This window comes from Halobaculum gomorrense, assembly GCF_900129775.1.
Lineage (GTDB): Archaea > Halobacteriota > Halobacteria > Halobacteriales > Haloferacaceae > Halobaculum > Halobaculum gomorrense.
Genome location: NZ_FQWV01000001.1, coordinates 489,351 through 505,274 on the forward strand (window position 1 = coordinate 489,351; position 15,924 = coordinate 505,274).

General features: G+C 69.0%; 15 protein-coding genes, 2 tRNA genes and 1 pseudogene. 13 read left to right on the forward strand and 5 right to left on the reverse strand.

Annotation, left to right across the window (positions count from 1 at the left end; genetic code table 11):
- Nucleotides 1-198: 198 nt before the first annotated feature.
- Both BUE16_RS02445 and BUE16_RS02450 read right to left on the reverse strand, forming a co-directional pair.
- The gene (locus tag BUE16_RS02445; RefSeq protein WP_073306807.1) at nt 199-2,130 is read right to left on the reverse strand and encodes an ABC transporter ATP-binding protein; all 1,932 of its coding nucleotides are present in this window, start codon (nt 2,128-2,130) and stop codon (nt 199-201) included.
- Between the two features lie 103 nt (nt 2,131-2,233).
- On the reverse strand, nt 2,234-2,725 hold the full coding sequence (locus tag BUE16_RS02450) for a DUF192 domain-containing protein (RefSeq protein ID WP_073306808.1): 492 nt from the start codon (nt 2,723-2,725) through the stop codon (nt 2,234-2,236).
- An 82-nt stretch (nt 2,726-2,807) separates the two neighbouring features.
- Here BUE16_RS02450 and BUE16_RS02455 point away from each other — a divergent pair.
- Nucleotides 2,808-2,880 (forward strand) — tRNA-Val (locus BUE16_RS02455).
- A gap of 184 nt (nt 2,881-3,064) precedes the next feature.
- Here the strand turns inward: BUE16_RS02455 and BUE16_RS02460 are convergent.
- Nucleotides 3,065-4,423 carry an FAD-dependent oxidoreductase gene (locus tag BUE16_RS02460; protein ID WP_073306809.1) on the reverse strand — a complete coding sequence of 453 codons (1,359 nt, stop codon included), beginning with the start codon at nt 4,421-4,423 and terminating at the stop codon, nt 3,065-3,067.
- A gap of 230 nt (nt 4,424-4,653) precedes the next feature.
- Here BUE16_RS02460 and BUE16_RS02465 point away from each other — a divergent pair, with 230 nt between their 5' ends.
- From BUE16_RS02465 to BUE16_RS02505, 9 genes and pseudogenes are all read left to right on the forward strand, one after another.
- Entirely contained in the window at nt 4,654-5,238 is a 585-nt protein-coding gene (locus tag BUE16_RS02465) for a hypothetical protein (RefSeq protein ID WP_073306810.1), read from the forward strand.
- Between the two features lie 60 nt (nt 5,239-5,298).
- Nucleotides 5,299-5,372: transfer RNA gene (locus tag BUE16_RS02470), tRNA-Phe, on the forward strand.
- 248 nt (nt 5,373-5,620) lie between these two features.
- Nucleotides 5,621-6,043, forward strand: a complete 423-nt coding sequence (locus BUE16_RS02475) for a DoxX family protein (protein ID WP_073306811.1) — start codon at nt 5,621-5,623, stop codon at nt 6,041-6,043.
- Between the two features lie 73 nt (nt 6,044-6,116).
- Nucleotides 6,117-6,380: pseudogene (locus tag BUE16_RS17090) on the forward strand (EthD family reductase); the annotation flags it as partial.
- A 192-nt stretch (nt 6,381-6,572) separates the two neighbouring features.
- Nucleotides 6,573-6,767, forward strand: a complete 195-nt coding sequence (locus tag BUE16_RS17095; protein WP_073307057.1) for a cold-shock protein — start codon at nt 6,573-6,575, stop codon at nt 6,765-6,767.
- Between the two features lie 264 nt (nt 6,768-7,031).
- On the forward strand, nt 7,032-7,787 hold the full coding sequence (gene nucS / locus BUE16_RS02490; protein ID WP_073307058.1) for an endonuclease NucS: 756 nt from the start codon (nt 7,032-7,034) through the stop codon (nt 7,785-7,787).
- Between the two features lie 114 nt (nt 7,788-7,901).
- Nucleotides 7,902-8,432 carry a 50S ribosomal protein L16 gene (locus BUE16_RS02495; RefSeq protein ID WP_073306812.1) on the forward strand — a complete coding sequence of 177 codons (531 nt, stop codon included), beginning with the start codon at nt 7,902-7,904 and terminating at the stop codon, nt 8,430-8,432.
- Between the two features lie 176 nt (nt 8,433-8,608).
- The gene (locus BUE16_RS02500) at nt 8,609-9,775 is read left to right on the forward strand and encodes a thiolase domain-containing protein (protein ID WP_073306813.1); all 1,167 of its coding nucleotides are present in this window, start codon (nt 8,609-8,611) and stop codon (nt 9,773-9,775) included.
- Nucleotides 9,772-10,167: a Zn-ribbon domain-containing OB-fold protein gene (locus tag BUE16_RS02505; protein ID WP_073306814.1), complete on the forward strand. Its 396-nt coding sequence runs from the start codon at nt 9,772-9,774 to the stop codon at nt 10,165-10,167. Before BUE16_RS02500 ends, BUE16_RS02505 begins: the two co-directional genes overlap by 4 nt.
- 42 nt (nt 10,168-10,209) lie before the next feature.
- On the opposite strand, the gene BUE16_RS02510 is transcribed toward BUE16_RS02505, so the two are convergent.
- Together BUE16_RS02510 and BUE16_RS02515 are read right to left on the reverse strand one after the other, a co-directional pair.
- On the reverse strand, nt 10,210-11,181 hold the full coding sequence (locus tag BUE16_RS02510; RefSeq protein WP_073306815.1) for an alpha/beta fold hydrolase: 972 nt from the start codon (nt 11,179-11,181) through the stop codon (nt 10,210-10,212).
- A 182-nt stretch (nt 11,182-11,363) separates the two neighbouring features.
- Complete coding sequence (locus BUE16_RS02515; protein ID WP_073306816.1) at nt 11,364-12,434, reverse strand: phosphotransferase family protein; 1,071 nt, start codon at nt 12,432-12,434, stop codon at nt 11,364-11,366.
- A gap of 72 nt (nt 12,435-12,506) precedes the next feature.
- On the opposite strand from BUE16_RS02515, the gene BUE16_RS02520 reads away from it, so the two are divergent.
- The 3 genes from BUE16_RS02520 (at nt 12,507) to BUE16_RS02530 (ending at nt 15,913) form a co-directional block, all read left to right on the forward strand.
- Entirely contained in the window at nt 12,507-13,730 is a 1,224-nt protein-coding gene (locus BUE16_RS02520; protein ID WP_073306817.1) for an acyl-CoA dehydrogenase family protein, read from the forward strand.
- Nucleotides 13,731-13,836: 106 nt separating this feature from the next.
- Nucleotides 13,837-14,697: an alpha/beta fold hydrolase gene (locus tag BUE16_RS02525; RefSeq protein ID WP_073306818.1), complete on the forward strand. Its 861-nt coding sequence runs from the start codon at nt 13,837-13,839 to the stop codon at nt 14,695-14,697.
- 67 nt (nt 14,698-14,764) lie between these two features.
- A complete protein-coding gene (locus tag BUE16_RS02530; protein WP_073306819.1) occupies nt 14,765-15,913 on the forward strand; it encodes an acyl-CoA dehydrogenase family protein in 1,149 nt (382 codons plus the stop codon).
- The last annotated feature ends 11 nt before the right edge of the window (nt 15,914-15,924 follow it).

A 15,924-nucleotide genomic window follows, 5' to 3' on the forward strand; every position in this document is an offset into this window, starting at 1 on the left:
CGAGGGGACCGGCAGTCGCGTCCGCTCGCTTTCGAGCGCGCCGTCGGGCCACGCAACCGCGTCCCGGCGCGCCGTCGCAGTTAGCGCATTGTGGTGGCTGGTCCGGTATCGGTGAAGAAGGCACGGGCGAACCCACACGTCGCTCGCTTCCGCCTCAGTCGTCGCTCGCTTCCGCCTCAGTCGTCGCTCGCTTCCGCCTCAGTCGTCGCTCGCTTCCGCCTCAGTCCGGGAGGCGCGCTTGGCCGCGCGGTCGATGAACTCCTGCGGGAGTTCGTCGATCTCTCCGGCCTGCACGCCCCACAGGTGGGCGTAGAGACCGTCCTCGCCGAGCAGTTCCTCGTGGGAGCCGCGCTCGGCGATCCGGCCGTCCTCCAGCACGACGATCTGGTCGGCGTCCTTGATCGTCGAGAGCCGGTGAGCGATGGCGAAGGTGGTGCGATCCTCGGTCAACTTGTCGATAGAGCGCTGGATGAGCATCTCGGTCTCCGTGTCGACGTCGGAGGTCGCCTCGTCGAGGACGAGGACCTCGGGGTCCTTCAGGATCGCGCGGGCGATCGAGAGGCGCTGCCGCTGGCCGCCCGAGAGCTTCACGCCGCGCTCGCCGATCTCGGTGTCGTAGCCTTCCGGGAGGTTCGTGATGAACTCGTGGGCCTCGGCGGCCTTCGCCGCCTCGCGGATCGCGTCCTCGTCGGCGTCGAAGGTGCCGTAAGCGATGTTGTCGCGGACGGTCCCGTAGAACATGAACGTGTCCTGACTCACGTAGCCGAGCGACTGGCGCAGGCTCGGGATCGTCACGTCGCGGATGTCCTGTCCGTCGATCGTGATGCTCCCCTCGTCGACATCGTACATCCGCAACAGCAGTTTCAGCACGGTTGACTTCCCGGCGCCGGTCGGCCCGACAAGCGCGAGCGTCTCGCCGCCGTCGACGTCGAAGGAGATGTCGTCGACGATGATCTCCTCGTCGTCATAGCTGAACGTCACGTCGTCGTAGACGACCTCACCGTCCTCGACCACGAGGTCCTCCGCGGCGGGGTCCTCGACGATCCGCGAGGGCGTGTCCATCAGGCCGAACAGGCGGGCGCTGGACGCGCGAGCGCGCTGGTACATGTTGATAATGGAGCCGAACTGCGCCATCGGCCAGATGAACCGCTGGGTGTAGAGAATAAACGTCGTGAACGTCCCGACCGTGAGGCTCTCACTACCGGTGATCCACGTCGGTGCGACCCCGAGCACCCAAAAGCCGCCCACGCCGAAGGTGATGACGAAGCCGATGCCGGCGATGACCCGCAGGGCGGGGAAGAACTTGATCCGGGTGGTGATCGCGTCCCAGTTGGCGTCGTAGTACTCCCCGGAGACGTCGTCGACGCGGTCGGACTCAAATCCCTCGGTGTTGAACGTCTTGATCACCTTGATACCGCCGAGGTTGTTCTCCAGCCGGGAGTTGAGGTGGCCGACCGTCGATCGGACCTCGGCGTACTTCGGCTGGATCACGTCGATGAACTTCCAGGTCACGGCGGCGATGATGGGCACCGGAAGCAGCGAGACGACCGCGAGCCGGGGATTCAACCAGAACATGATCCCCGCGATCCCGAGTACCATCACCGACAGACGGAACGCGGAGTTCATCCCGTCATTGAGGAACCGCTCCAGTCGGTTCACGTCGTTCGAGAGGACCGACATCATCTCGCCGGTCTGCTTCTCGGCGAAGAAGTCCATGTTCAGCCGCTGCATCTTGTCGTAGGTGTCCGTCCGGATGGCGTGCTGGATGTTCTGTGCGAAGGAGTTCCAGCCGTAGTTGCGGATCCAGTGGAACACCGATCCGCCGAAGAACGCGAACGCTATCACGCCGAGGGTGAACACGAGTTGGCCGTTCGGCTCCGTCGGGAGCAGCCCCTGCGGGACCAGCGGGAGGGTGAACGGTCGGTCGTTACGGAAGATCGCGTCGATGGCGAGACCGAGCAGCAGGGGAGGCAACAGGTCGAGCAACCGCGCGGCGACGCTACCGAAGAATCCGAGCCCGAAGAAGCGGGCGTTGGCGGTACCGTACTCCGAGAACAACCGCTTCATCGGGTTATCCGTTTTCTCACGGATATCCTCGAAGGGATCGTCCTCGTCGGAGGGATGGCTCATTACATACTCTCAGCGACACCAGCATCCTAAACAGTTCGCTTCGAATCGAAACACGCCTCGATGTCGGTGCGGTCACCCCCGGTACTCTCCGCCGCGGCGACGCTCAGTAGTCGCCGGCGATTTCCACGGTGTCGCCCTCGCATACGTCGTGATCGCTCGTCCAGCCGTACGGCACTTCGAGCACGTACTTCCCGGTTCCGCGGTAGCGGGTGAGGTCGGACCCGCTCGTTCCCTCGGCCGGGAGTTCGGCGTGGTGGATCCGGGCGATCGTGCCGTTAGCGGCGACGAACACGATGTCGATCGGGAACGCCATGTCGCGCATCACGTACGCGTGGCTGCCCTCGGTGTCGTGGACGAACAGCATGCCCTCGTCCGGTCCGAGCGATTCGGTGTCGGAGAGTCCGGTGTAGCGCTTGTCGAAGGTGTCGGCGACGCGCGCGTCCACGCTGCCGAGTTCGGTGCCGCTCCCGTCGACGACGGTGACGGTCGTGTGCTCGTACTCGCCGTCGTTCGCGACGTTCGCGACGGTTCCGATGCAGCCGGCGAGCACGACCAGCAGCGCGAGGAGCGCGGGGGCGACGCGGCGGGCGGCCATTGTGACACCGTCGGGCGGGGAGCGGGAAAGGGTATCGGGCAAAAGGTAAGCGTTATTCGAGCGCAGGCGGTCTGTCCGGTACGGGCTCGTGGTCTAGTGGTTATGACGCTTCCCTTACAAGGAAGAGATCGGTGGTTCAACTCCGCCCGAGCCCAGTTCTGCCGCCGACACGGCGAGGAGCGAAGCGACGAGCGTCGGCGGCGTCTGGCCTGTCGGGAGTTGAGCCCTGCAAGTCGCGCGCAACGAGCGAAGTGAGTGAGCATGTCTTGCTCCGGTTCAACTCCGCCCGAGCCCACTTCTTCAGTCTAGAACGTCGCCGACGAGGGGCACGACGCGAAGTTACTTCGCGGGGACGGCCTCCTCCGCGTACGGGAAGTTCCCGACCGTCTCCTCGCGGAACGCCGCTTCGTCGAAGGTGTACTCGCCGTCGAAGAAGTCCATCAGCGTGTGAGTATCACGCATCGCGTTCTTGAGGCACGTCGAGGCCCCGGGCGACGGCGTGATGTTGAAGATGATGTCTTTGCCGACGATCTTCGCTTCCCCCATGTCGAGCGAGCGCTGCTCGGTGTCGACGATCTGTGGACGGACGCCGCCGTACCCCTTGGCGCGCTCGATGTCGTCGAGTTCGACGCTCGGGATGACCTTCTGGACGTGCGGGAGGAACTGCTTCGGCCCCACCGCCGGGAGGTCGTACACGAGGTTCCGGACCACGTACGGCAGGAGGATCGGGTCCGCGAGGATGTTGGCGTAGCTGAGGAACGACGCCGCGTTGAGTCCGAACACGTCGAAGAAGTCGGACACCGTTGAGAGGCGCCCGCGTTCCAGGGCGGGAACGAGCTTCGCGGTCGGGCCGAACCGCGTCACACTTTGATCGTGCACGTCCGCGTCGCCGTGGACGGCCGCGAAGGGGAGCTTCTTCATTTGCAGCGTGTACACCTTGCCGTTCAGGAGGTCGTCGGCGAGGAAGAAGCTGCCTGCGACGGGTAACAGGACCTTGTTTTTGCCGTACCCGAGCTCCTTCGCCATCTGGAGGCTGTGTGAGCCCGCGGCGACGACGGCCGCCCGCGACTCGACCTGTCCGCCGGACGTCTCGAACGTGTAGCCGTCGGGCGTCGGTTCGACGGACGTGACTGCGGTCCCGGTCTTGATGTCGACAGTCGCCTCCTCGCGGGCCTGCTCGACGAACGACTTCGTCGTCTCGCCGTAGTCGACGACGTAGCCGTCGGGTGTCTGTAGCGCGAGCATCTCGGTGTCCGGGTCGCGTCCCTCGACGACCTTCGGCTCGATCTCGCCGATCTCGTCGCGCCCGATCGGCCGGAGCTTCGCGAAGAGATCTCCGAACCCGTTCTCGTGGTAGCGCTGCTCCAGCTTTTCGACCTCCTCGTCGCCGACGCCGAGCACCATCTTGCTGCGCTTGGCGTGCATCTCTCGGTCGGGGTCCTCGTTCTCGAGGTAGCCGGCGAGCAGCTCCGCGCCTTCTTTCACCTCCTCGGCCTTCTCGAGGGTGTAGTTGGTCTCGATGTCCCCGAAGTGGAGGGTCTGGGAGTTGTTCGTGTGGTGTGAGTTGATCGCGGCGACGGCGGGCTCTTTTTCGATCAGCGCGATCGACTCGATGTCAGTGAACTTCGCCGTCGTGTACAACAGCGACGCCCCACTGATACCGCCACCGACGATAACGAGGTCGTACTTATCGGTCATTGTGGGAAGTGCTACCTACACTGCGATTCTGAAGCCAATTAACTCATCTTCTTTGCGCCTGTTCTTTCTCGCGAGTGACGAATCTCCGAAGACCCGCCGACAGCGCCGACGTTCGGGGCGCCCCGTGACGGTTAATCCGGCTGGAGCCGCCTGAACGGCCACCTCCGCTTATGATCGGCGTCCCCCATCGTCCACCTGATGTACGAGCGTATCTTACGAGGGGAACCGAGATGAGCCTGCGACGGATACTCGCGGTGCTGGCGGTCGTCGCGGTCGTCGCCGTCGGCGGCGCCGCGGCGTTCATCGCCGGCGTCGGCCCCTTGGGGGACATCGGCGGCGGAGCCTCGGACACGGTGACCGAGACGCCCGAGTCGACCGGGACGGTGTACGGCGACGCGGGCGGATCGTCGGGGGACAGCGGCGGCGCGACGAACACCGCGTCGGGCGGATCGAGCGACGCGAACTCGCTCCCGCCGTACACCTTCGCCGTCACGTCGATCGAGGAGTGCGGACAGACGTGCCGCGACGTGACCGTCCGACTCGACAACAACCGCAACGAGACGGCGACGGGCGTCACCATGTACACGCGGATCTTCGCCGGCAACTCCACCGATTCGAGCGACAAGGTGTGGGAGGGCAAGCGCGATGTCGGCACCCTCGAAGCGGGCGAGTCCATTACGGCGACGAGCCGGGTGCAACTCTCCTACTCCGAGGGGTACCAGGTCAAGCAGGCGGACGGCTGGGTGACGATCCTCACGACCGTCGAGTCGGACGACGTGACGATCACGTTCAAACAGCGACGCGACGTGCTGTGACCGCCCGCCCGCGGGGCGATTCGAAACGTTTTTTCATACCGCCGGGGTTCCTTGAGGTGCGCCGCCTTAGCTCAGACTGGGAGAGCACTCGACTGAAGATCGAGCTGTCCCCCGTTCAAATCGGGGAGGCGGCATACTTTTCCGGGCGACACCGCGAACGAGCGTAGCGAATGAACCGTCGGCCGATGGTACTGCGTCCCCGAGCCGATTTGCACACGGAAGTCACTTTGCACACGGGAGGTTGCAGTCAAGCGAAGTGAGGTCGTCTTCAGGAGTGCAAATCGGGGAGGCGGTACAGCTTTTTACTCGGATTGGATTCGCGAGCCTGGCGTTCTCGCCGCCCGGGGCAACGGTCTTGTCGGCCCGGACCGACACTCCATCGATGCACTCGGATACCTTTCGACTGCGGTCTACGTCCGACGGCCCGCTGGTGTACGTGATGGGACTGCTCTACGTCGCCGCGGGCGTGGCGCACTTCGTCGCGCCGGGCCCGCTCGCGCGGATCGTGCCAGAGGAGCTTCCGGCTCCGCGCGCGCTCGTGTATCTCTCCGGGCTCGCCGAGGTCCTCCTCGGCGTCGGCGTGCTGTTCCCGCGGACCCGGCGCTCCGCCGCGAAGGGACTGATACTGCTGTTGCTAGCCGTCTTCCCCGCGAACGTCACCATGGCAACGCGCGGTGCGGGGCTGGATGCGGTGCCCGAGCGCGCGCGCCCCGCCGCGACGGCGGCCGCGTGGGTCAGGCTCCCGCTGCAGGGGGCGTTGATCGCGTGGGCGTGGTCGTACGCTTGCGCGGGCGACGACGACTGACTCGTGACCGGTGTGGCGTCGGCGCGAACCGACCGGTACGGCCCGGTGATCGATCGGGCTGTCGGGGTATTTATTGACGAAGATCGCGATCACCCTGCAGCGTCGAGAAGGCACGTCCGCCGAGGCGTTCCGGGAGTACTACCGGGAGGAGCACGCGCCGCTCGCGGCCGAGCTTTCCGGACTAGAGCGGTACACCGTCTCGTTCCCCGCCGACTCCGACTCGGCGTCGTACGACGCGCTCGCGGAGTTGCACTTCCCCGACGGCGAGGCCATAGCCGCGGCGTTCGACTCCGAACTGGGCCGAGAGGTGACCGCTGACGCCGAGGCGTTCGCCGACATGGACGCCGCCGGGCGCGTCGTCCTCGACGAGGAGGTCGTCGTCGGCCGAGCGCGGCGCAGAACCGGCGTTCTGATCGATATTCTTCTGTTCACTGGCCGCAGCGGTGCGATTCTACCGCCGCGAGTGGACAGTTCACACGCACGCCGACGACTCGGAAGGGTTATCAGTGGTCCTCCGTTCATATCGTGTATGGCAACTGGGAAGGTCGACTTCTTCAACGACACCGGCGGCTACGGATTCATCGAGACTGAGGACGCGGACGAGGACGTTTTCTTCCACATGGAGGACGTTGGCGGTCCGGACCTCGAGGAAGGGCAGGAGGTTGAGTTCGATATCGAGGAGGCCGAGAAGGGCCCCCGCGCGAAGAACCTGCAGCGCCTGTAAGGCTCCGACGAACCGGTCGCAAGACCGTGCCGCAGTTTTCACCGTTTTTCACCCCACAGCGAGCGACCGCTCACCGGTGGGTCCGTCCGACGCGGACGGGGGGCGGTCGGCCGCCAGCGACGGCGCCGGGTTCATCCCGGCGCCGCGTCGTACCGCCGTCGCCCGAGATCGGTCGCCTTCGCTTCCTCGCGTCGTTTATTATCGCTCAGATCGAATCCCGGCCGTGAACACGGTTCGGCGCCGGTCGCTCCGACGGTGGTCGCGGTGACGGCGACGACGCTGCACGACCCATCCCACCGCGAGGCGCTGTGGGAGCTGGAGGCGGCGTTCGAGCGCGGCGACCTGATCACGCTGTTCGGCACCTGCACCGTCGAGTACGACGGTCGCGCGGCGTCCTCGCTCGGTCCCGGGGCACGCCTGCTCGTGCTCAAACCGGACGGGTCGGCGCTCGTCCACACCGACGAGGGGCGCACGCCGGTGAACTGGCAGCCGCCGGGGAGCGAGCACCGCGCGGCGGTGCGCGACGGTCGCCTGCGCGTGCGCAGCGTCCGAACCGAGCCCGCGGAGACGCTCGACGTCCGCTTTTCGGTCGTCGACCAGCTCGCCGCCTACGGCGTCACCGGCGGCCGGTCGGTCGAGGTCGTTGGCAGCGAGGCGGATCTCAAGGGGCGCGTGCTCGACGACCCGAGCGTCGTCGAGCCCGGCTTCGAGCCGCTGGCGACCGAGCGCGAGTCCGACGCCGGCCCCATCGACGTGTTCGGTCGCGACGCCGAGGGCCGCCCGGTCGTCGTGGAGCTGAAGCGCCGTCGCGTCGGTCCCGACGCGGCTGGGCAGCTCGCGCGCTACGTCAGCGCCATCGAACGCGAGGAGCCCGACGGCACCGAGGTCCGGGGGGTGCTGCTCGCGCCGTCGGTGACCGACCGCGCTCGCGCCCTGCTGGCCGACGAGGGGCTCGAACACGTCGCCGCAGAGCCGCCCGACGGCGGCGAGGGCGATGCCGGCGCCGGCGGCGACCCGTAACCGCCGGCGCGAGGGCCTCGGCAGGGCTCCCCCGCCGGCGCGGTCGAGGCGCGCCTCGGACGGGCGAAACGTAGGCTTTAACCACGCCACCGCCGTCGACTCGGACAAGTAACCATGTCCGACAAACCGGCCTCCATGTACCGGAAGATCGACAAGCCGTCGTACACGCGGCGGGATTACGTCACCGGGATTCCGGGCTCGAAGATCGCACAGCACAACATGGGCGACCTCACGAAGGACCCCGAAGACTACCCCGTCCACATCTCGCTGGTCACCGAGGAGGATGTCCAGATCCGCCACGGCTCGCTCGAATCGGCGCGCCTGTCGGCCAACCGGCACCTCATCCGCGAACTGGGCGAGGGTAACTACAAGATGGTCCTGCGGAAGTTCCCGCACCAGATCCTGCGCGAGAACAAGCAGGCAACCGGCGCGGGTGCAGACCGCGTCTCCGACGGGATGCGCCAGGCGTTCGGCAAGCCGGTGGGCACCGCCGCTCGCATGAACGCCGGCGAGACCGTCTTCACCGCGTACGTCGACGTTGACCAGGCCGACGCCGTGAAGGAGGCGTTCCGCCGCGCGTACAACAAGATGTCCCCGCCGTTCCGCGTCGTCGTGGAGAAGGGCGAGGACCTGCTCGTCCGGTAGTCCAGACGGCGACCGACCGCGAACTTCTCCGAGGCCCGCCGTCCGTCAGCGACTGCGCCGGCGGTCTAGCAGCGCGGGCGGCATCTGAACACGGAATCGAGTAAATCCGCACGACAGCGGCGCCGACGACGCGAAACTCCGGCAAGCCTTTGCCCGCCGGGCGTCGACCGTCGTATATGACAGGAGTCCGAGTCGCGGGCGTCGGTCTCACCCCCTTCGGGGCGCACGAGGGCCGGACGGGTCGCGACCTGTTCGCGGAGGCGGCGCTCGCGGCACTCGACGACGCCGGCGTCGCCGGCGACGACGTGGAGCACCTCAACTACGGCAACTTCATGGGCGCGCTCGCGGAGCGACAGGGCCACCAGGCGCCGCTGATGGCCGAGGCGGCCGGCCTGCGGTGTGCGGGCACGCGCTACGAGGAGGCGTGCGCCTCCGCCGGCGTGGCGGTCCGCGAGGCCGTCCGCGCGGTCCGCTCGGGCGAGAACGACGTGCTGCTCGCAGGCGGGATGGAGCGCATGACCAACCTCTCGACGGCGGAGGTGACCGAGTCGCTGGCGGTCGCCGCCGACGAGCTGTTCGAGGTGCGCGCGGGCGTCACCTTCCCCGGCGCGTACGCGCTGATGGCGCGGGCGTACTTCGACGAGTACGGCGGCGACCGCGAGGACCTGGCGCACGTCGCGGCGAAGAACCACGCGAACGCCGTCCCCAACGAGTACGCCCAGTACCAGCGCGAGATCACCGTCGAGGAGGCGCTCGACTCGCCGGCGGTCGCCTCGCCGCTGCACTTGTTCGACGCCTGCCCCATCACCGACGGCGCGAGCGCGCTCGTGCTCGTCTCCGAGGAGTACGCCGAGGCGCACGACATCGCCGCACCCGTCGCCGTCACGGGGACCGGGCAGGGCGGCGACCGCGCGGCCCTGCAGGACCGTGCGGACATGGCCTGCACGCCCGCCGCGGCCGACGCGGCCGCCGAGGCGTACGCCGACGCGGGTGTCGACAGTGACGACGTGGACGTGGCGGAGGTCCACGACTGCTTCACCATCGCCGAGGTGCTGGCGCTGGAGGCGTTGGACTTCTTCGACCCCGGCGAGGCGGTCGGCGCCGCCCGCCGCGGCGACACGACCCGCGACGGCGACCTCCCGGTGAACCTCTCGGGCGGCCTGAAGGCGAAGGGTCACCCAGTCGGCGCGACCGGCGGGTCGCAGATCGCCGAAATGACGCGCCTGCTGCGCGGCGATCACCCCAACAGCGACGCCGTGCCCGACGCGACCGTCGGGCTCACCCACAACGCGGGCGGAACGGTCGCCAGCGCCGTCGTCCACGTGCTGGAGGTGGCCGAATGAGCGACGCCGACCCCGAGGCACCCGCAAACACCGGGTACGACGAGTGGGTCGACGCGCTCGCCGAGGGCGGCTACTTCATCGAGTGCGCGAACGGCCACGGGAGCCTCCCGCCGCGGCGCGTCTGCCCCGAGTGCGGCAGCGTCGACCTCTCGGAGGAGTCGCTGCCGGAGACCGGCGAGGTCGCGACGTTCTCGGAGATTCACGTCGCGCCCTCCGGGTTCGGCGAGGAGCCGCCGTACGTCACCGCCGTCGTCGACTTCGGCCCGGTTCGGGTCACCGGGATCGTCCGCGATCTGTCGGCCGACGAGGTCGAGATCGGCACCGCCGTCCGGCCGGACGCCGAGGAGAACGGCGCGAGTGAGAACCTGGTGGTCGTGTTCCGGCCGGTCTGAGGCGGTCGCGAGCGGTCGGCCGATCCCGTTTCCGTCGCCGAACTACCCGCCGTCCTCCTGCTCCACGGTCACGGTCGCGTCGGGTCGTTCGCCGGCGACGACGCCGACGAACTGGTCGCCGAACTCGACGTGGGGAAGCAGCATCGCGTCGTCGAACACGACCAACTCGCAGCCGGCGGCGTCCGCGAGGTCGCGTCCCTCGGCCAGCGGCGGGAGGTCGGCCTCGCGACCCCACACGATCGTCGTCGGCACGTCGAGGGCCGCGAGCGCGTTCGCGAGGTCCACGTCGCTGTTGAGGAACCCGGAGACGAACGACGCGGGGGCGAAGCGGGCGTTCTCTTGGTGGGTCGTGCGCCACTCGTAGTCGGGCCAGTCGTCGCCCGCCTTCTCGGGGTCCCAGTAGCCGTGGTCGGCGTTGAAGTACGCGATCGAGGGCTTGGACGCGAGGAGGCCGAACACCGCGTCGCCGACGATCGGCGCCCGGATCAGTTCGCGGACCGCCGGCTTGGGCGGGTCGGGACCGGCGACCGCGGTCGGACACACGAGCGTGAGGTCCGCCAGGTCGAGGCCGTCGGCGACGCCGACGACGTACGCCGCCGTCAGCGACGACGCGACGACGCGCTGTCCGTCGTACCCCGTGAGGAAGTCGCGGACGAAGTCCTCGTATAGCGCCGCCGAGTAGCGCAGCGGCGGGCGGTCTGACCGGCCGAATCCGGGGAGATCGGGGGCGACGACGTGGTACTCATCGGCGAGGTCCGCGAACACCTCGCGCCACTCGCCCGCCGAGCCCGCGGCGTTGATCCCGTGGAGCAGGACGACCGTCTCGTCGTCCTCGTCGCCGGCTTCCGTGTAGGCGATGTCCATCCCGCGCCAGCGGGAGGTGCGTTTCCGGCCGTCGAGCGGCGGTTCGAGTTCGCCCGCTTTCGCGCGAAGCGCGCGCGTCGCGGCGACGGTGAAGCCGGCGCCGAGCGCGGCGTATTTGAGCGTCGAGGAGAGCGTCGATCGAAGTGTCATGCGCCGTCGTAGGGCCGCGGAGAACTTAGTTCGCGTGGCGACCGATCGGCACGCGGTCATACGCCGCGGGAATGAGGGGGGTTCGGTGCCGCGGCGAGAGCGACCGGCGTTCGGTACCGCGGCGCCCGGCTGCCGCGACACTCGGGCGCCGCGCTCGGGTGTCGAGGGCGCCTCCAGCCCCGCTACAGCGGTTCCTTGCCGTCGACGATCCGCAGACACCGCTGAGCGAGCGCCGGCACCCGCGTCTCCATCGTCGGGTACAGCGGGTCGTCGCTGTTGCCCTCCAGGTACCGCCGGTAGAACATCTCTCCGAGCGCCGCGAGCTTGTACACCGCGAGCGTCCGGTAGAAGCGGTCGCGCTCGTAGTCGATCCCGGTCGCCTCCTCGTAGCGCGCGACCAGACCCCGTCGGCTCGGGTACCCGTCGCGCTCCATGAACGTCGAGGTGAGCTCCGGCGTCGCGGGCGCAGGATCGCCCGGGTCGCGCCAGAAGGAGAGCATCCAGCCGAGGTCGGTAAGGGGGTCGCCCAGCGCCGACAGCTCCCAGTCGAGCACGGCGACCAACTCGGGCGGCGTTCCGGGCGCGAACATGACGTTGTCCAGCTTGTAGTCGCCGTGGACGAGCGCGTGGTCGTGGTCGGCGGGGACGTTCGCCTTCAGCCACTCGGTGACCTCGGCGATCTCGGGCACCTCGCGGTCCTCAGCGGTCACCTCGAACGCCCACTGAAACTGCTTCGCCCAGCGATCCACCTGGCGCTCGGTGAAGCCGGCGGGGCGGCCGAAGTCGCCGAGGCCGACCGCCTCGGGGTCGACCGCGTGGACCGCCGCGAGGCCGTCGACGAGCTTCTCGCCGACGCGGCGGCGGTGTGCGGGCGCGGCGAACCGCTCGGGCTCGTCGTCACGGAGCACGTCGCCCGGAGTTCGATCCATCACGTAGAAATCCGAGCCGAGCACGTCGCGGTCGTCGCACGCGAGCACCGTCTCGGGCAGCGGGACGGCGGTGTCCTGGAGCGCGTCCATCACCCGGTACTCGCGGAGCACGTCGTGGGCGGTCTCGGCGGTCTCTCCCGGCGGTGGCCGGCGGATCACGAGCTCCCGGTCGCCGTAGGTGACGAACAGCGTCTCGTTGGAGTGGCCCGCCGGGTGGCGGCGCACGTCGAACGCGTCGGCGGGCCCCAGCTCGGTCGCGAGGTACGAGCGGAGGCGCTCGGGGTCGACGAGCCGCCGGACGTACGCCTCGGAGTCGTCGGACATGCGGGTCGGTTGCACACCCCCCGGCAAAAGCGCCGGGGGTAGTGTTTTGGCGCCGCGGTCGGTGGCGACGGTATGGAGTACGACGACAGCGAGGCCGCGCGCGCGCTCGCCGAGCGGACGCGCGAGTTCGTCGACGAGGAGGTGATCCCCGTGGAGCGGGAGGTGCTCGGGGACGGCCCCGTGAGCGACGAGCGGCTCGCGGAGCTCCGGGAGACCGCACGCGAGTACGACGTGTTCTGCCCGCAGATTGGCGAGGAGTTCGGCGGCATGGGGATGGCCTTCCGCGACGTGCTTCCCATGTTCGAGCAGGCGGGGCGCTCGCTGCTGGGCGCGTCGGCCTGCCGCGTCGACGCCCCTGACGAGGGCAATATGCACACGCTGGAGCTGTTAGGCACCGACGAGCAGCGGGAGCGGTGGCTCCGACCGCTCGTCGCCGGCGAGGTCTCCTCGGGGTTCTCGATGACCGAGCCCATGCAGGGCGGCGGCTCCGATCCGAAGATGATCTGCACGAGCGCCGAGCGGGAGGGTGACGAGTGGGTCATCGACGGTCACAAGTGGTGGACCACCGGCGGAAGCGAGGCGGACGTGCTCATCGTGATGGCCCGTACCGATCAAGACGCGCACCCCTACGAGGGCACGTCGCTGTTCCTCGTGCCCGCGGATACGTCGGGGGTGAACGTCGTCCGCGACATCCCCCACGTGGGTGGCGAGGTGACCGGCGTCGGCCACGCCGAGATCGAGTACGACGGCGTTCGCGTCCCCGAGGAGAACCTCCTCGGGACCCTGAACGAGGGGTTCGCCCACGCACAGCAGCGCCTCGGCCCTGCCCGTCTGACCCACTGCATGCGCTTCGCGGGGATGGCCGAGCGCGCGCTCGACGTGGCGAAGGCGTACACGAGCGAGCGCGAGGCGTTCGGCGGGCCGATCGCCGACAAGCAGGCCGTCCGTCACGAGGTCGCCGACGCGGAGACGGAGCTGCACGCCGTGCGGACGATGGTGCGCGACGCGGCCGACCGGATCGACCGCGGCGAGGAGGCGCGCGTGCAGGTGGCGATGAGCAAGAACTTCGCGGCCAACACGGTCCAGGAGATCGTCGACGCCGCGCTCCAGCTGTGCGGCGCCAACGGGATCGGGAAGGACCTCCCGATCGGCGACTTCTACGAGGCGGTCCGGCAGTTCCGCATCATCGACGGCGCCGACGAGGTCCACCGGCGTGTCATCGCCCGCGACGCCTTCTCGGACATCGACGAGTCGGAGCTGGCGAACGTCACCCGGTACGGCGAGCCGACCGAGTAGCCGGCTCGCGGTGACCCCGCGGTCGGCGCGCCGCCCCGCCGGGCGCGGGACCGCCGCGGGCGAACCGCCGCCCCGATTTTTGTCCCCCGCGGGCGACCGGACGTCCATGGTGGGACTCGACGCGGACCACGAGGCGTGGACGGCCGCCCAATCGGAGACGACCGTGGCTGTCGACGGGCGTGAACTCGACGTGGCGTACTACGAGGCCGGGCGCGACAACGACGGCCCGCCGGTGTTCTTCCTCCACGGGATCCCCACGTGGTCGTTCCTCTGGCGCGGGGTCGCCCCCGCGGTCGCCGAGGACCGCCACGTGATCGCCCCAGACCTCGTCGGCTACGGCAACTCCCAGCGAAGCGACAACTTCGACCGGTCGGTCAGGGCCCAGACGAGCGTCCTGGCGGACCTGATCGCGGAGGCGCCCGCCGCCGAGGTGGACCTCGTCGCCCACGACATCGGGGGCGGCGTCGCCCTCCGGTACGCGGCTGCCCGTCCCCAGCAGGTCAGGACGCTCGCGCTGTCGAACGCCGCCTGCTTCGACTCGTGGCCGGTGGAGTACATTAACTCCCTCGGCGTGCCCGGCGTGGTCGAGGGCTGGGACGACGCCGCGTTCGAGGAGAACATGGCGTTCCTCTTCGAGGAGGGTGCCCACGGCGAGGCCGACCCGGCGTTCGTCGCGGGGATGAAGGCGCCGTGGGAGCGCGAGGGCGGCCGGACGGCGCTCGCGCGGGCGGCGGTCGCGACGAACACGAACCACACGACCTGCATCGACTACGGCGCGATCACCGCCGAGACGCTGTGTCTGTGGGGGGCCGACGACGTGCTCCAGCCGATCGACAACGCCGATCGCCTCGCCGACGCCGTCGCCGGCGACGCGACCGTCATCGGCCTCGACGACGCCTACCACTGGGTCACCCACGACCGGACCGAGGCGTACCGCGAGGAGCTGCGGGCGTTCCTGACGAACTGATTCGAGGGCGACGGAGGGCGGCGGGAACCGGCGGTGGCTATATGTCAGTGGGACCGAACCCCCCGCCATGTCGTTCCAGCTGTCGAGCGAGCAGGAGGCGATCCGCGACGTGGTCCGGGAGTTCGGCGAGAACGAGATCCGACCCGTCGCGCGCGAACACGACGAGTCGCGCGAGTACCCGCACGACCTCGTCGAGGAGGCCGCGCAGTACGACCTCGTTGCGCCGACGATCCCCGAGGAGTACGGCGGCGCGGGCATGGACCTGCTGACCTCGGCGGTCGTCACCGAGGAGCTGTGGCGCGCGGACCCAGGGATCGGCTCGGCGATCGGCTCGCGCGGCTTCGGCACCTCGATGATCCAGCAGTTCGGCGACGAGTGGATGAAAGAGGAGTGGCTGCCGGCGGTCGCCGCCGGCGACGCGGCCACCTGCTCGTGCATCTCCGAGCCGGCCCACGGCTCCGACGTGGCGGGCATCGAGACCCGCGCCGAACGCGACGAGGACGCCGGCGAGTGGGTGCTCAACGGCGACAAGATGTGGATCACGAACGGGACGATCGCCGACGTGGCGGTCGTGATGGCGAAGACCGCCCCCGGCGAGCGCCACCGGGGGATCACCGCGTTCCTCGTCGAGGCCGACCGCGAGGGGTTCGAGCCGACGAAGATCGACAACAAGCTCGGCATCCGCGCGTCGGATCTGGCCGAGATCCGGCTCGACGACGTGCGCGTCCCAGAGGAGAACGTGATCGGGGCAGTCGATCAGGGGTTCTACCAGCTGATGGCCTTCTTCGCGGGTGGCCGCACCTCGGTGGCGGCGCAGGCGGTCGGCGCCGCGCAGGGCGCGCTTGACGCGGCCGTCGAGTACGCCGGCGAGCGCGAGCAGGGCGGCCAGAAGATCAACGAGTACCAGGCCATCTCCCACAAGATCGCCGAGATGGCCACCGACGTGGAGGCGGCGCGCTCGCTCGTCTACCGCGCGGCGTCGGTCGTCGACGAGGGCGGGGACGACCAGCTGGCCGCGAAGTTCGCGTCGATGGCGAAGCTGTTCGCCTCCGAGCGCGCCGTTGAGGTCGCCGACGAGGGGATCCAGGTCCACGGCGGCGCCGGCTTCGTCACAGACCACCCCGCCGAGCGATTCTACCGCGACGCGCGCATCACGAAGATCTACGAGGGCACCTCCGAGATCCAGAAGAACATCATCTCCGACCAGGTGTTGTGAGGGCGCCGCGG

What these genes read in the sequence shown, in the direction of transcription:
- BUE16_RS02515 (WP_073306816.1), bottom strand. Translation starts at nt 12,434, where the DNA reads ATGTCCGACGACTCCGAGGCGTACGTCCGGCGGCTCGTCGACCCCGAG.
- BUE16_RS17095 (WP_073307057.1), top strand. Translation starts at nt 6,573, where the DNA reads ATGGCAACTGGGAAGGTCGACTTCTTCAACGACACCGGCGGCTACGGA.
- BUE16_RS02510 (WP_073306815.1), bottom strand. Translation starts at nt 11,181, where the DNA reads ATGACACTTCGATCGACGCTCTCCTCGACGCTCAAATACGCCGCGCTC.
- BUE16_RS02520 (WP_073306817.1), top strand. Translation starts at nt 12,507, where the DNA reads ATGGAGTACGACGACAGCGAGGCCGCGCGCGCGCTCGCCGAGCGGACG.
- BUE16_RS02525 (WP_073306818.1), top strand. Translation starts at nt 13,837, where the DNA reads ATGGTGGGACTCGACGCGGACCACGAGGCGTGGACGGCCGCCCAATCG.
- BUE16_RS02495 (WP_073306812.1), top strand. Translation starts at nt 7,902, where the DNA reads ATGTCCGACAAACCGGCCTCCATGTACCGGAAGATCGACAAGCCGTCG.
- BUE16_RS02450 (WP_073306808.1), bottom strand. Translation starts at nt 2,725, where the DNA reads ATGGCCGCCCGCCGCGTCGCCCCCGCGCTCCTCGCGCTGCTGGTCGTG.
- BUE16_RS02465 (WP_073306810.1), top strand. Translation starts at nt 4,654, where the DNA reads ATGAGCCTGCGACGGATACTCGCGGTGCTGGCGGTCGTCGCGGTCGTC.
- BUE16_RS02475 (WP_073306811.1), top strand. Translation starts at nt 5,621, where the DNA reads ATGCACTCGGATACCTTTCGACTGCGGTCTACGTCCGACGGCCCGCTG.
- BUE16_RS02500 (WP_073306813.1), top strand. Translation starts at nt 8,609, where the DNA reads ATGACAGGAGTCCGAGTCGCGGGCGTCGGTCTCACCCCCTTCGGGGCG.
- BUE16_RS02460 (WP_073306809.1), bottom strand. Translation starts at nt 4,423, where the DNA reads ATGACCGATAAGTACGACCTCGTTATCGTCGGTGGCGGTATCAGTGGG.
- BUE16_RS02445 (WP_073306807.1), bottom strand. Translation starts at nt 2,130, where the DNA reads ATGAGCCATCCCTCCGACGAGGACGATCCCTTCGAGGATATCCGTGAG.
- BUE16_RS02505 (WP_073306814.1), top strand. Translation starts at nt 9,772, where the DNA reads ATGAGCGACGCCGACCCCGAGGCACCCGCAAACACCGGGTACGACGAG.
- BUE16_RS02530 (WP_073306819.1), top strand. Translation starts at nt 14,765, where the DNA reads ATGTCGTTCCAGCTGTCGAGCGAGCAGGAGGCGATCCGCGACGTGGTC.